Below are 14,835 nucleotides of genomic sequence, written 5' to 3' on the forward strand. Positions count from 1 at the left end.
TGAGTAAGAAAAAAGCAAGGAGATCACCCTCCTTGCTTTTTTCTTATTTCCATTTTTTTAAATCCAGTGCCTTTTTCAAGGAAACAAGCAGCTGCAGCTGATGGGATTTAGCCACGTACCAATCGGTTAGGTGAATCGGGTGGCGATGATGGACTGGAAAATGCAGCCACGAGGAAGAGACCTTTCGAACTTTACTCCAATCCTGATTATCCTGCCGATGGTGCTTGATTACCGGGTAGGTCATTCTTAAGATAGGAGTAGTTCCTTCCGTTTTCATTTTGAAATACTGTTCATAATCATTTCTTGAGCCTGTATGTGTTGTCTTTTCAGCAAACTCAAAAAAATGAGGAAATAACCTCGGCTGAAAAAGAATGCTCGCCAGCCTTTTTCCAAGATTAATCCTTTTTGAAAGAGACCTAAAGCCATTCACGCTTGCGCCATATACCTCCCCGCCGCAGGTTGGGAACAACACGCAGCTAAAATGCAGCCAATCTTGAAAATTGAATATAAGTGATTGAAATACCTTCTTCTTATAAACAGGGTGTTCAATGACCGGTTTCTGAATCACATTTTGTTCATTAATGATTAGGGCGGTCGTGAGCCTTTTACTATCTTTATCCCTCCAAAAGCGGTGCCACTCATTTTGAATAAAGGATGAAACATGAAAATAGGGAAGTAAATGAAACAGAGGCCGGCCTAATTTCGTCGAATATTGATAGACCAATAATTGGGGGAAAACATCATGAAATATTAGCCAATTTGCCCTTTCATATGTAAAAAAAAGCTGTTTTCTGACCTGGGGGGCAAGCAGCTGCCGAAACATAGATCCTTCAAGATCGCACATATTCCAGCCGCCATTTCGGGATACCATGCTTGCCAGAAAAGACCATTGAATATCCGGATTTTCTTTAAAGTAGGAAAAATATGCATTAGTCCTTGAAATATTATCGATATTTTTTTTGCTTGTTTCGGTTTCAATTTGACGAATGATATTTTGTTCGTGTATTGTAAGGAGACTCATATTTTGTGCATCTTTCCTTCAGTTTTTAATAGATTATTAGCGCATGCTAATCCCTTAAGAAGAATGAATCATTTATTTTTATAACAAAAACGGTACAATTAATATTAGCGTTTACCTGAAGGGCTATTTTATTCACCCACTTTTTTCTAAGATTTGATATGATAGTGAGTGTCTTAAGAGGTGAAGAAAATGAGCTTTAATTATCCAAATGGAAAAAAGTATGTTCGCTTGGATCAAGAGAAAAAAGCACCGGTAAAAATCAAAAAAAATGATGGATATGGCAATCGGGGAATGACACTTGAAGAGGACTTAAACGAGAGTAATGAATATTACCGTTCAAGGAAGATGGCCGTTATCCATAAGAAACCGACACCAATTCAAATCGTCCAAGTGGATTACCCAAAGCGAAGTGCTGCAGTTATTAAAGAAGCCTATTTTAAACTTGCCTCCACCACTGATTATAATGGCGTTTATAAAGGGAAATATATTGATTTTGAAGCAAAGGAAACAGAAAATCCAACTTCATTTCCGTTGAAAAATTTCCATCAGCACCAAATTACCCATATGGAAGAAGTGATGAATCAGGGTGGGATTTGCTTTGTTATCATCCGATTTTCGCGATTTGATGAGGTATATTTGCTAGAGGCAAGGCATATGTTAGGTTTTTGGGACAGAATGATGAGTGGAGGAAGAAAATCGATTACAAGGGAAGAAATTATACACAACGGTTATCTCATACCGCTTGGATTTCATCCAAGAATTGATTATATTAAAATATTAGATAATCTTTTACCTCTTTATTAATAAACAAATAAAGAGCAGAAAGGAAGGAATTTCAAAATGGCTGAGCAATACCAATCAAGAGAGGAGCGCCGAAAGAAACAGCAGTCAAACAATAAGGCCAAACCAAAAGCAAAGGCTAAGAAAGGCGGAATGGCAAAGAAAATTTTCCTTTCCTTAGTGGTGCTTTGTTTTGTCGGCTTATTGGCTGGTGTCGGCACTTTCGCCTATTTAGTAAAGGACACTCCCAAGCTTGATCCTAAATTATTAAAAGATCCTATCCCTTCAAAGATTCTAGATAAAGATGGAGAGCTTATTTCCGAAGCCGGCTCAGTGAACCGGGAATATGTTACTTATAAAGATATACCGGAGCAGGTTGAAAATGCCATTTTGGCAACGGAGGATTATCGTTTTTATAAACATCATGGCATCGACCCGATACGCCTTGGCGGTGCGGTTCTCGCAAATTTCCGTGATGGCTTTGGTTCGGAAGGCGGCAGCACGATTACCCAGCAGGTTGTCAAAAACGCCTTTTTATCACGTGATAAAACCTTGAAACGAAAAGTTCAGGAAGCATGGCTATCCTATCAGCTGGAACAAAAATATACAAAACATCAAATTTTTGAAATGTATGTCAATAAGGTATATGTCTCGGAAAATAGCTGGGGTATTGCCACTGCTGCAAAAATATATTACGGAAAAACACTTGATCAGTTGACACTTGCGGAAGCAGCCCAATTGGCTGGGATGCCGCAAAGCCCGAATAATTACAATCCTTTTAACCATCCGGATTTAGCCGAAAAAAGACGAAACATCGTATTGAGTTTAATGTATCAGCATGGTTTTATTTCAAAGGCACAGATGGAAGAAGCTAAGAAGGTTGCCGTAAAAGATACGGTCCTGAAAGAGGAACAGCGTAAAATAAATGACAAACCATATGATGCCTTCGTAGATGCTGTCATTGATGAAGTTAAAAAAACAACCGATTTTGATATTTTTTCTGACGGTTTAACAATTTATACAACACTTGACAAAAACGCGCAAGACTATGTTAACGAGCTTTTAAACTCCAAAGACCTTATTCCATATCCTGATGATCAATTCCAGGCAGGAGTCGCACTTCTCGACACAAAGACTGGAGAAATTAGGGCGATTGGCGGCGGCAGAAACCAACAGGTGCAGCGCGGCTACAACTATGCCATTGATATACAGCGCCAGCCCGGCTCTACCATTAAACCTGTGTTGGATTACGGCCCTGCCATCGAATACCTGAATTGGGGCACCTACCAAATGATTGAGGATAAACCAATTACGTATTCGTCTGGTAAGAAATTCGGAAACTGGGACGGTCAATATAAGGGTCCGATGACGATGAGGACGGCCCTTCAGTTATCTAGGAACACACCGGCGGTTCAGGCCATTCAACAGGTTGGACTGGATAATGCCATGAAATTTGCCTTAAATCTGGGCATCCCGTTAAAAGAAATCTCTGAATCCTATGCGATTGGCGGCTTTGGCGGAAAAACCGTTGGGGTATCACCTTTAGAAATGGCTGGAGCTTATGCGGCGTTTGGCAACAAAGGTATTTACAATAAGCCGCATGCTGTCACGAAAATTCAACTGCGTGATGGTACCGTTATTGACACAGCACCAGAACCAAAGGTGGCCATGAAGGATTCCACAGCGTTTATGGTTACCGACATGCTAAAGAGTGTTCTAGTTTCTCCGGGTACGGGGACAAACGCAAAAGTACCAGGACTCCCAATGGCAGGTAAGACAGGGACTACAAACTATTCGGAAGAACAAAGAAATGCTTGGAATATTAGTAAAAGCGCGGTACCAGATTCTTGGTTTACAGGGTATACGACCAATTACACAGCATCCATTTGGACTGGTTACGGTGACTATAAAACGCCGATTGAGGCAAAGGGAAATAACCAAAGAATTGCCCAGTTAATCTTTAAAAATTTACTAGCGCATGTCTCAAAAGGCAAACAAACAGCTGACTTTACTATGCCAAATAGTGTGGAGAAGGTCAGAATCGAAAAAGGCTCCATGCCGGCTGTGCTTGCGAGTGAATACACTCCTGACAGCGAAGTACTCACGGAATATGCTGTAAAGGGCCATGCCCCGAAAACAGTATCCGAGAAATATAACAAGCTTGAGGCACCTAGCGGCTTGGCAGCAAAATTTGAGCAAGATACACAAAAAATCACTGTAACTTGGGATTATCCAAATACAGCACAACAAAATGTTCAGTTTGATATTACCGTTGATAACGGCACTACTCCAAATCATGTGGTGCAGGCAGAAAAAGGATTCCTATTCCCAGTTAAGCCGGGTGAGAAATACACTATTACTGTTCTGGCTATTATCGGAGATCGGAAGAGCGATCCTGCAACAACTACCATTGAGGTTCCGCAGGCAGAAATCGATAATGAACAAGGAAATGGAAATAATGGCACTGGGGACGGAAATGGAAACGGAAACGGCACTAACAATGAGAACGGTAATGGTACCGGAACTGGTACCGGCAGTGGTAATGGCAGCGGCAATAACACCGGCGGAGTCGTGATCCCGCCAATCGTAACCCCTGGAACTCCTTCCAGCGGGCATTAAATGAAAACTCGCCGATTGGCTAGTCCGATAGGACGAAGACAAAGGGGTAGTTGAATTTATGCGTTAGGAAATTATAAATTTGTGAAAATTTATAATTTCCTATTAGCTAAAAAAACAAGAGGCTGACACTAGGTTGTCAGCCTCTTGTTTTTTTGGATATTTTTCCGGGCATATTGTTTTTCTTGTTCTACCATGAGTTCTGATAACTGTCGATATGAATGATAGAGTGATGGTCTGGACTTGATAAAAGCGAATCGCTCCTTAAGATTGACAGGCTTGTATTCGAAGCTTTCAAATGGAATGGGATCGGTGCAGCTAAGTGGCAATCCATTCGTCAGAAACAAAAACCTAAGGTATAATTGAATTCCTTTATTCATCCATTCTTTCGCCCCTATTTGGTCCCTGTTTCGAAAAACTTTCTCAAGATGCTCCTGTGTACTGGCCCATTCTTTAAGAATATCGTTTAAAGACTCTGAAGGCTTACTCATTTACAGCAGCCTTTCCTTTCATTCTTTTCTTCCCTTCCCTGCAAAGACCTAAGAGCGGGCAGCTTGGGCACTGCGGGTTTTGCGCCTTGCAATGATATCTGCCAAAAAAGATTAAGCGGTGATGTGTCGCAGACCACTCCTCTTTCGGTACCTTCTTCATCAGCGTCTTTTCCACTTCCAATACAGAGTCCTTCCAACGGCAAATGCCGAGCCTCTTACTGACACGTTCAACATGGGTATCAACAGCGATGGCGGGAATGCCATAGGCAACCGAAACAACAACATTGGCTGTTTTCCGGCCCACTCCCGGCAGCTTTGTTAATTCATCCCTATCCATAGGCACTTCCCCATTATATTCATCTAATAAAATACGGCAAAGGCTTTGAATGTTTTTCGCTTTGTTCCGATAAAGACCGATTGAGCGGATATCATTTTGCAATTCCTCCAAAGGGACTTTTAAGTAGTCCTCTGGGGTCTTGTATTTTTTAAATAGACCAACAGTTACCTTATTAACGAGTGCATCGGTGCATTGGGCAGATAAAGCGACAGCGATAACGAGTTCAAAAGGATTGGAATGATTTAATTCGCAATGGGCATCTGGAAACATTTCACCCATTGTATCTAAACAATGCCGAATTTGTGTATTATTAAGCAAGGTTTTCACCCCTCTAAATGTTTATTACAGAAAATAAACGAGTGAATTGTCACTCGTCATTTGAGAATTATTGCTCTAACCAGTTATAGAATGGAATGGATGATGGCGGGGCATCCTCTCTTGGATTGCCTTTTTGAACTTGTTTCTGCCGGAATTTGCGACCCTGATTTTTGGCCTGCTCAAGTGTCTTAATGCCGTTCTTCTTCCACTCAAAAAGAATTCTATCAATATAGCGAAAATTTAATTTACCTGACATGACTGCTTCACGAAGTGCGGCTTTGATAATGACAGGATCATGATGGTCATCATCCATCCACATCGCAAGAGACTCACATTCAAAAGGAGACAAAGGACGGCCAAATTCATTTTCAAAACACGTATATAAATCGGTTTCATCCGTTTTCTTTTGATTCTCATGTACATTCTGCGTGCTTGTTAAAAATTGTGTCACGAGTCTTTCCCATAATGGTTTAATTGTGTACTTCTCGAAACGAATGCCGTCTTGCGAATATTCATCAATGATGGCAAGTAAGCCTCTTTGAATCAGCTTTCTAAGCATGTCACTGCATTCTGATAGCGAAATGGTCATTCTTGAGGAAAGCTCTTCAGGGGTTGGAAAATCATTACCTTTCTCTACAAACGTCATGATATTTAGTAACAGAACTAATTCTGCTTCGTTTAAATTCAAATTGCGATATTCGGTAAATAGTAAAGAGGGTACGGTAATGGTACCTTCTTCTAGCCAAGCTATTATATTATCTTTCATGTTAGGACACCTCCTAAAAAGTATATCACGAACAGGTGATTTCGAGTAAGAGAATTAGGCATCCTGTTTTGGTAAAGAAATCAAAAAGCCTGCAGGTCGCAGACTTTTTGATTTTACTAAAGGTTATACCCTAACTTTTGATTCTACGAATTGTTGCATGCGGGATACGGCTTTTTCTAATAAGTCTAGTGATGTTGCATAGGATAGACGGATGTTGTCAGGTGTTCCGAATCCTGAACCCGGAATCACAGCTACTTTTGCTTCAACCAGAAGGGCAGATGCAAAGTCGTCGACATTGCTGTAGCCAGCCATTTCAGCAGCCTTTTTCACATTTGGGTACAGATAGAAAGCACCCTGCGGCTTTACACAAGTGAACCCAGGGATGGCAACCAGCTTATCATAGATAATTTCCAATCTTTCTTCGAATGCCTTCCGCATTTCTTCAACAGGCTCCTGCGGCCCGTTGTAAGCCGCGATGGCTGCATATTGAGCGGTAGTGGTCGGGTTAGATGTGCTATGGCTAGCGAGGTTGGTCATTGCTTTAATAAGTTCAGCATTACCAGCAGCATAGCCAATCCTCCAGCCTGTCATCGAATGGGACTTGGAAACACCATTAATAATAATTGTTTGTTCTTTAAGCTCCGGCGAAATTTCCGCAATCGAAACATGCTTTACACCGCCGTATACAAGCTTTTCATAAATCTCATCAGAAACAATCAAGATGTTTTCTGCCAAGCATACCTTACCAATTTCCAAAAGCTCCTCTTCGGAATATAAGACCCCTGTTGGATTGCTTGGAGAGTTAATGATGACAGCTTTGGTTTTATTGGTAATCGCCTTTTTCAGTTGTTCCGGTGTTATTTTAAAATGGTTTTCTTCCAATCCATCGATATAAACAGGAACTCCGCCCGCTAACTTAACCTGCTCCGGATAGCTTACCCAATAAGGAGTAGGAATAATAACCTCATCCCCCTCATTTAAAAGAACCTGAAACAGCGTATAGAGGACATGTTTTGCACCATTCCCAACAATCACTTCATTTGGCTTATAGGTTAAGCCTTGATCTGTTTCGAACTTTTTAATAATCGCCTTTTTTAAGGCAGGAAGACCAGCCGAAGGAGTGTACTTGGTTTGTCCCTCATTCATCGATTTTACCGCAGCATCCAAAATGTGCTGAGGGGTATTAAAATCGGGTTCACCTGCACCGAGTCCAATTACGTCTTCACCTTGTTCCTTCAATTCTTTTGCTTTCGCAGTAATGGCCAATGTTGTTGAAGGTGTTAAGGACAACACCCGGCTTGCCAATTCCACTTTCATTATGTTTTCCTCCTGTCTCTACCCTATAGATTTTCAATTTCCTTCAGCCACTCGCCAGTTTCGAAATGGAGATAATAATAATTTATTAAATTATTATCAGAACGGTAATAAATTTCCCATAAAGGGATGTTTTGTTCCATTCCCAGCCGGACTGAAATGATTTTTTGGGGATTTTTTTCTTTATTCAATGTTTGAATTGCTTCCTCTTTTGTAAGGCCGCTCTTGGCCTTTCGGACAATAACCTTTTTGCTCTTTTCGGGAACCCAGACAATAATCTCTTCGCCCTTGTTATTTTTCCCTTCAATGACATTAACGGTTTCTTGACCATTATAAACATGAAAATCTTCAACGCTTTTTAATGGAACCTTTTTTTCAGCAGCCTGAACAGCACGTTCTTCGGCGGTAATTAATGGTTCCATTGCACTATGATATACTTTTATCGAAACCCCGATCACCACAGCAAGTAATAAACATGCTCCAATTATAATCCACTTTTTCACTTTCAAATCACTCTTTTATGTACGATATTTTTCCTCCAATTAATTCTTGTTACTTGTTTCCTACCAAATATCATTATAACAGGTAAAAGGAAAAATGCCCTATCTGAAACCAAGGAATCGTAATTTTTCTTTAAGTTTTTATTCTTCTTCTGTTGGGATGGTAAAAACCTCGTATTTGGAATCCGTGAACTTTAGCGTCACCGTTCCATGCTTTTTTGTAAAATAAACTTCAGACCACGTTTCGTGCAGGCCTTGAAGGATATCACGGTCCGGATGATATTCCTCCGGTGTAAACAATACAGAAATCTCCGGATTCAAATAGTGGATAAAGTTAGTTGATAAAAAAGAAGCCTTTGCGTAATCCGGAATTTTTAAAACATGGACATCTTCAAGGTTTTTTGTCAGTAATGCCTGCTCCGCCCTTTCGCTGCACGACGACATTAAAAAGAGACGGTGATTGAAAAACTTAAGGATAAAATCCATCCCTTCGTTTTTTTCATTTCCGACAAATTGGACTTCGGCCGTCAGGTCAGGAAAAAGTGATTCTGCTGTCCCTTCTTTCCATGTTGATACCGCTGCCTGCTTTTGATCATCAAGTCCAAAGGCTGCCTGGGCTGATATTTTTGGAGTGGTAATCAATTTTTCTATGTTATATTTGTCCATCAGCTTATTTACTTTTTTAAAAGACAGGCTATTTTCATCTGTAGTAATGATTAAGGTTTGAATACTTTTTACATCATAAAGTTTGAGCCACTCTTCTAATTCCGCTTCCGTGTTTTGCCCCCCGACATTGACCAGAATATTCTCATTGTTCGGGCCTTGAATTAAAGTAGCCTCGCCAGCGGACAGTCCTATAAAAGTAACGGCCATTTCGTGTTCCTTTATATTTAAATCTATATTTTCAACCTTACCTGAAATAGCCGTTTCAGCTTGAACTACTGAAACAGCCGGACAAAACAAGGCCAATAGAATGAATAAAATTCGCATACACATTCCTCCTGTCATCTATAGGATGTGTATTTCTTCCAAATTTTATCATAACCAGGATTGAATAATTTTGACTATTTCTTTGGCCGATTCTTTTTTTATCGTGACTGGCGGAATGGAATTTAAGAAGGCTTTTCCATATTTCGTTGTGATTATCCGCTTGTCAAAAACAATCACAATCCCCCTATCTGTTTCAGTTCGGATTAACCGGCCAAAGCCTTGTTTAAACCTTAGTACAGCTTCAGGCAGAGAATATTCAAAAAAGGCATTGCCGCCACTTTCCTCAATTATTTGGCATTTCGCCATTGTTAACGGCTCATCCGGTGAGCTGAAGGGAAGCCGTACTAAACACAGGCATGATAAATCCTCCCCTGGGATATCCACACCCTCCCAAAAACTGCTCGTTCCTAACAGAATGGCCTTTTCATAGCGCTGGAAATTTCTCGTCAACCTTGTTCTGCTCCCGCTCGTAATCCCTTGGGCAATTAATACATAGTCATCGAGAAAGCCGCTTTCCTTTATCAATTCGTACGTTTTCTTCAGCATGTCGTACGCAGTAAAAAGAAGCAGCATCCTTCCTTTCGTCGCCTCAGCAATCGTGATGATGTGCTCGGTTATAGCAATCACAAATTCATCCAAGGAAACCGAATTGATTTCGGGCAAATCATCAGGAATTATCAGCTGTACCTGTTCCTTGTAATTAAAAGGAGAGGGGATGATTACCTTTTCCGGATTACTGGAATCAAGGCCGATTTCCTTGAGATAATAGTCAAAGGTATTATTAACAGTTAACGTTGCAGAAGTAATGACTGCTGCCTTTTTACTAGCGAAAAAATATTTTTCTAAAGCAGCCGCTACACTGGCCGGCTGTGCGATAAAGGTTGTTATATTCTGCGGTGCACGGACATCGATTTCAATCCATTTAACATCATTGGTGTCCCTTAAAAAGCTGTTTATTACCCTGCCCCTTAATTCCTCTAATTCGATAAGAAACACATGGACTTCCTCGATTTTCCCCTCTTGCTTTCTGGTTAACCCATCCTTTTGGGAAATAATCCATTCCACCCTTTTACTAATTGCGGCATGCAAATCCTTTATTAAAAATGATAGCCTTTCCGCACTATGCACTAAAGCCATTCTTTCTTTAGAACTATCAGCTTTACTAAAAGAGATTTTTGTGCGGTAATATCCATTTTTGTTATTAATCCTCTTTTTAGCAAATAGAGCAATTAACTTAAAAAATTCATCCATTTCATACGAAAAGTCTATCATCATCTGATTAAGCTCAAATGTATGGATAATCGGTTCCATCGTGAAAGGATAAATAGCAAGAATCTTTTCTAGTTCATAAAAAAGCTGTTCTTGTTCGTATAAACCAAATTGACCGGCCAGCATTCTTGCAGATAGGTAATCCAAGGAGGTACCAAAGAATTGAACTGCCGCTTTTTCCAAATGATGTCCTTCGTCAATAACGACAAAATCATATTCCGGCAAAACAGCGCCGTTCCCTTTAATATCACTTAATAACAGAGAATGATTGGTAATAACAATATCCGAGACTTTAGCCTCTTTTTTTGCTCGCAAATAAAAATCCCGTTCTTGCCAATCAGGATGTTTTGAAAAAGCGGTTTGCTCATTTTTAATTTTATTCCAAAAAAGGAATCCGCCGCTGGAAAGATTCAGTTCATCCTTATCACCGGTTTCTGTCTCGGTTAACCAAACAAGAATCTGCATCTTTGTTAAGGTGGTATCATAGTTATCGTTTTCATCAAGCAGCGACTGATGAAATTTTTCCAAACAGATATAATGGCTCCTGCCTTTTAAGAGCACAGCCTTTACCGGAAAAGGAATCATTTTTTCCAGAAGTGGCATTTCTTTTCTTAATATTTGCTCCTGCAGCTGAGTGGTATGTGTACTGACGATGATCGGGCGATTCCTCTGTTTAGCAAAGAAGACAGCTGGCAGCAGATACCCTAACGATTTTCCTACTCCCGTTCCTGCTTCAATTAACGTATGACGCTCGGATACGAAGGCTTTGTAGACCACATCCATCATCTTAAATTGCCCTGTCCGGTTCTCAAAGGATTTAAGGCCGCTTTTCATCAGCCTTAATTTCTCTTCTTCAGCTTGAGGATAATGATAAGCCTGGAATTCTGACGATGTTTCCAGCTGAGGCAGCACTTTTTTTATGGCGAGGTCCCTAAACGCCTCAAAATCCTCATTATGTACAGACTTTTCATCCATGCTGTCAATCATTTCTTCAAGTAGCTGCTCAAGGTCGCTTTTTAATCCGCCGGATAACGGAAAAAGCCGCTTAAGCGTAATAAAGGGCAGCTGTTGTAAACGCTGGACCAACAGCAGGAAAATTTCCGCAGTCACTTCCGCATCACTGTCGGCTTGGTGAGGCCGATCGTGCTTGAGGTTTAGCATTTCAGCCAAATCAGTAAGTTTATATCCGTCCGCTGTCGGATATAAAATCCGCGACATTTCCACGGTATCCAAGACAGACCCGTAAAACCCTTCAAATCCGGCTTGGATTAATTCCTCTTGAAGAAAGGATAAATCAAATAAAACATTATGGGCTACAAAATAAGCCCCGTCCAGCAAGGAAAAAACCTTCGCAGCAATCTCTGAAAAAACAGGGGCATTCTTCACCATTTCATCATTGATTCCAGTTAACTCTTCTATAAATATCGGAATGGATTTTTGGGGATTGATCAGTGACGAAAATTTCTCCGTTATTTGTCCATCTTCAATTACAACAGCGGCAAATTGAATAATTTTGTCGCCCTTCTTCGGAAGATTTCCGGTAGTTTCTAAATCGATTACAACAAATTTATTAGACATTTACATAACACCCCAAAGCTTCATTCCTTAAACGGTAACATAAAAAAATAAAAAATGAAAACAATTAATATATTCGCTATTTATTATAATAAAGTCTCATTCAAAAGAAAAATCCCCCCATAAAAGGGGGGCCAGTCTGTCAAAAAAATTTCGATAGTCTTTTATTTATTATCTTTAACGTTTCACCTTTTTTAATTAAAATAATTTTCAACAAGGCTGTTGATTGGCGCTCCAGGCGCTTCGCTTTCCGCGGGCGTGCCGGGGAGCCTCCTCGGAGCTATCGCATATGCGACCGAAGATATTGTGTTGCAATGGTAGTATTGCCTCCCTGTTGATTGGAGTGGAGGGCACTCGACTCCTGCGGGATATAGAGGTCACTGGAGACCCCGCAGGCGCTAAAGCGCCGAGGAGGCTTCAGGACCTCCCCGCGGAAAGCGAGTGCCCGTAGCGGAAATCAACAGGCCCGGTAGCAGAGACAATCAATAAATAGAAAAAAATTGCCGAGAAAAATATTCTTTCTCGACAATCTGGTCCCCAAATAAAGGGGACGTTTTTTACATAATTGTATGGGCCGGTTCGGCATGAATAAGTTCTTTTATCCGGTTAAGTTCGTCCATAATCGCTACTTTTGGTTTATGGTAAGGGACTTTGTCTTCTGCCACAAGAGCATAGGAAATGATAATCACAATATCTCCAGGCTGTACGAGGCGGGCGGCTGCCCCATTTAAGCAGACAACACCAGATCCTCTTTCACCCGGGATGATATAGGTTTCAAGACGAGCTCCGTTATTGTTATTGACAATTTGCACCTTTTCGTTTGGCACCATGCCAACTGCGTCTAATAAATCTTCATCTATTGTAATACTGCCAACATAGTTTAAATTCGCTTCTGTGACTGTTGCTCGATGGATTTTTCCGTTCATCATGTGGCGAAACATAAAATGTGGTTCCTCCTCTATTCAAGTGTCTACTCTATATCCAGAATGAGATTATCAATTAAACGAACCTTTGTAAATTTTACAGCAAGCGCTATGATTATCTTACCCTCTAATTTTTCCAGTGGTTTTAACTGAGGATAGGAATAAATCTCCGCATAGTCGACTACCCCAGACGAATTGCTCATAATCATTTCGTTCATTAAAATGATTAAACTGTTAGGGTTCCGTTCGCCTTGATCAATTGCCCTTTTTGCTTCCTGCAGGCTTTTATACAAAACAACTGCCTGCTTTCTTTCTTCGGGCAGCAAATTGACATTACGAGAGCTTTTGGCCAGCCCATCTTCTTCGCGGACAATATCCACCGCCACTACTTCTAGTGGAAAATTGAGGTCGGAAACTAATCCTTCAATGACCGCCACCTGCTGCGCATCTTTTTTGCCAAAATAAGCCCTTGTCGGCATGACAATATGGAAAAGCTTAGACACAACTGTAGCGACCCCATCAAAATGACCAGGGCGCGATTTCCCGCATAACACATCGGTCCGAGCCTGGACAATGACTTTCACCGATGGTTCAGTTGGATACATTTCCTTGACTGTTGGGTGGAAAATGTAGTCGACATGTTCACATTCGGCCAGCGCCCGGTCTCGCTCAAAATCGCGAGGATATGTGGAAAAGTCCTCTGTTGGTCCAAATTGCAATGGGTTGACAAAGATACTTAAGACCACAATATCATTTTCCTGTCGGGCCTGCTTTATAAGAGTGAGATGCCCTTCGTGAAGATATCCCATCGTTGGGACAAAGCCAATCGATTTACCCTCACTTTTTTGTTGTTTTATTTCAGTCTGCATCTCTTTTATGGTTGTAATAACCTTCATTCTTTACCTCCATATAAAACGAGCAATTGCTCTTCCTTCATGGTGTAGCTGTGCTTATCTTCAGGGAACTGTTTGTTTTTCACATCCTGGGCATACGCTTGAATCGATTCAATCATAAATGGACTTACAGAATGGTACTGTTTGACGAATTTAGGAACCCGTTCAACACCGTAGCCAAGAATATCATGATAGACAAGCACCTGGCCATCGACATCAATTCCTGCACCGATGCCAATTACCGGAATAGACAATGCTTTTGTTACTTGCTCCGCTAACTGCTTTGGAACACATTCCAAGACGAGCGCGAATGCTCCTGCATCTTCACATTTTTTAGCGTCTTCAATTAACTTTTTTGCCGCATCTGCATCTTTGCCTTGAACCTTGTAGCCGCCTAATACACCGACTGACTGCGGTGTTAAGCCAAGATGGGCACACACTGGAATTCCCGCCCGCGTCAGGGCAGCAATATGTTCGATGACTTCATCCGCCCCTTCAAGCTTAACAGCATGTGCTCCGGTTTCCTGAATCAATCTGCCTGCATTCACTAATGTATCCCTGACCGATAAATGGTAGGTTAAAAATGGCATGTCCACAACAATGAATGTTTCTTTAGCCCCGCGCTTGACAGCTTTTGTATGGTGGATCATGTCATTCAATGTGACAGGGATAGTAGAATCATAACCAAGAACCACCATTCCGAGAGAGTCACCGACGAGAATCATATCTACGCCACCCTGTTCCGCCTGCTTTGCCGAAGGATAATCATAAGCCGTTAACATTACAATTTTTTCATTCTTTTCTTTCATCTTCAGAAAATCTGTCGTTTGCTTCATCCTTATTCCCTCCTTAAATTAGGGGAGAGGTGATAAAACAAATAAGAAGCTAAATAAAAAAATCCTTCTGAAGGCAGAAGGATTTTCGTTACTTTACTTCTTGTTCCATCCCTCTGTCCCGGTCCGTTTGACGGATCTAGGCAGATACCTTTTAGTTTTATAGACTTCCAAGGTGCAGTTCCTTCAGGATACTGCCCATAAAAAAT

The 14,835-nt window shown here is 41.0% G+C and carries 13 protein-coding genes; 2 read left to right on the forward strand and 11 right to left on the reverse strand.

Going from position 1 to position 14,835, the window contains the following annotated elements:
* Positions 1–43 precede the first annotated feature (43 nt).
* A complete protein-coding gene (locus tag ACFPA1_RS14530; RefSeq protein WP_213145059.1) occupies positions 44–1,021 on the reverse strand; it encodes a DUF2515 domain-containing protein in 978 nt (325 codons plus the stop codon).
* 189 nt (positions 1,022–1,210) lie between these two features.
* Here ACFPA1_RS14530 and recU point away from each other — a divergent pair, with 189 nt between their 5' ends.
* Together recU and ACFPA1_RS14540 are read left to right on the forward strand one after the other, a co-directional pair.
* Entirely contained in the window at positions 1,211–1,825 is a 615-nt protein-coding gene (recU, locus tag ACFPA1_RS14535) for a Holliday junction resolvase RecU (RefSeq protein ID WP_213145058.1), read from the forward strand.
* Between the two features lie 36 nt (positions 1,826–1,861).
* Positions 1,862–4,420 (forward strand): transglycosylase domain-containing protein, encoded by a 2,559-nt coding sequence (locus ACFPA1_RS14540; RefSeq protein ID WP_378583914.1) that lies wholly within the window; start codon positions 1,862–1,864, stop codon positions 4,418–4,420.
* 128 nt (positions 4,421–4,548) lie between these two features.
* Here the strand turns inward: ACFPA1_RS14540 and ACFPA1_RS14545 are convergent, their stop codons facing one another.
* The 10 genes from ACFPA1_RS14545 to panB all read right to left on the reverse strand — a co-directional run bounded on the left by ACFPA1_RS14545 (position 4,549) and on the right by panB (position 14,629).
* Positions 4,549–4,908, reverse strand: coding sequence for a YpoC family protein (locus tag ACFPA1_RS14545; RefSeq protein WP_213145056.1), 360 nt, complete (start codon positions 4,906–4,908; stop codon positions 4,549–4,551).
* A complete protein-coding gene (gene nth, locus ACFPA1_RS14550) occupies positions 4,901–5,563 on the reverse strand; it encodes an endonuclease III (RefSeq protein WP_213145055.1) in 663 nt (220 codons plus the stop codon). Before nth ends, ACFPA1_RS14545 begins: the two co-directional genes overlap by 8 nt.
* A gap of 67 nt (positions 5,564–5,630) precedes the next feature.
* A complete protein-coding gene (locus tag ACFPA1_RS14555; RefSeq protein ID WP_213145054.1) occupies positions 5,631–6,329 on the reverse strand; it encodes a DnaD domain-containing protein in 699 nt (232 codons plus the stop codon).
* Positions 6,330–6,452: 123 nt separating this feature from the next.
* Positions 6,453–7,640, reverse strand: coding sequence for a pyridoxal phosphate-dependent aminotransferase (locus ACFPA1_RS14560; RefSeq protein WP_378584396.1), 1,188 nt, complete (start codon positions 7,638–7,640; stop codon positions 6,453–6,455).
* Between the two features lie 29 nt (positions 7,641–7,669).
* Positions 7,670–8,146, reverse strand: coding sequence for a DUF5590 domain-containing protein (locus ACFPA1_RS14565; RefSeq protein ID WP_213145053.1), 477 nt, complete (start codon positions 8,144–8,146; stop codon positions 7,670–7,672).
* Positions 8,147–8,284: 138 nt separating this feature from the next.
* Entirely contained in the window at positions 8,285–9,133 is an 849-nt protein-coding gene (locus ACFPA1_RS14570; protein ID WP_213145052.1) for a hypothetical protein, read from the reverse strand.
* Between the two features lie 48 nt (positions 9,134–9,181).
* Positions 9,182–11,980 (reverse strand): ATP-dependent DNA helicase DinG, encoded by a 2,799-nt coding sequence (dinG, locus tag ACFPA1_RS14575; RefSeq protein ID WP_213145051.1) that lies wholly within the window; start codon positions 11,978–11,980, stop codon positions 9,182–9,184.
* 554 nt (positions 11,981–12,534) lie between these two features.
* Positions 12,535–12,918 carry an aspartate 1-decarboxylase gene (panD, locus tag ACFPA1_RS14580; protein ID WP_213145050.1) on the reverse strand — a complete coding sequence of 128 codons (384 nt, stop codon included), beginning with the start codon at positions 12,916–12,918 and terminating at the stop codon, positions 12,535–12,537.
* A 29-nt stretch (positions 12,919–12,947) separates the two neighbouring features.
* Positions 12,948–13,796, reverse strand: a complete 849-nt coding sequence (gene panC, locus ACFPA1_RS14585; protein ID WP_213145049.1) for a pantoate--beta-alanine ligase — start codon at positions 13,794–13,796, stop codon at positions 12,948–12,950.
* On the reverse strand, positions 13,793–14,629 hold the full coding sequence (gene panB / locus ACFPA1_RS14590; protein ID WP_213145048.1) for a 3-methyl-2-oxobutanoate hydroxymethyltransferase: 837 nt from the start codon (positions 14,627–14,629) through the stop codon (positions 13,793–13,795). Before panB ends, panC begins: the two co-directional genes overlap by 4 nt.
* Positions 14,630–14,835: the final 206 nt, after the last annotated feature.

It is taken from the genome of Neobacillus sp. GCM10023253 (assembly GCF_042653105.1).
GTDB classification, from domain to species: Bacteria; Bacillota; Bacilli; order Bacillales; family Cytobacillaceae; genus Neobacillus; species Neobacillus citreus.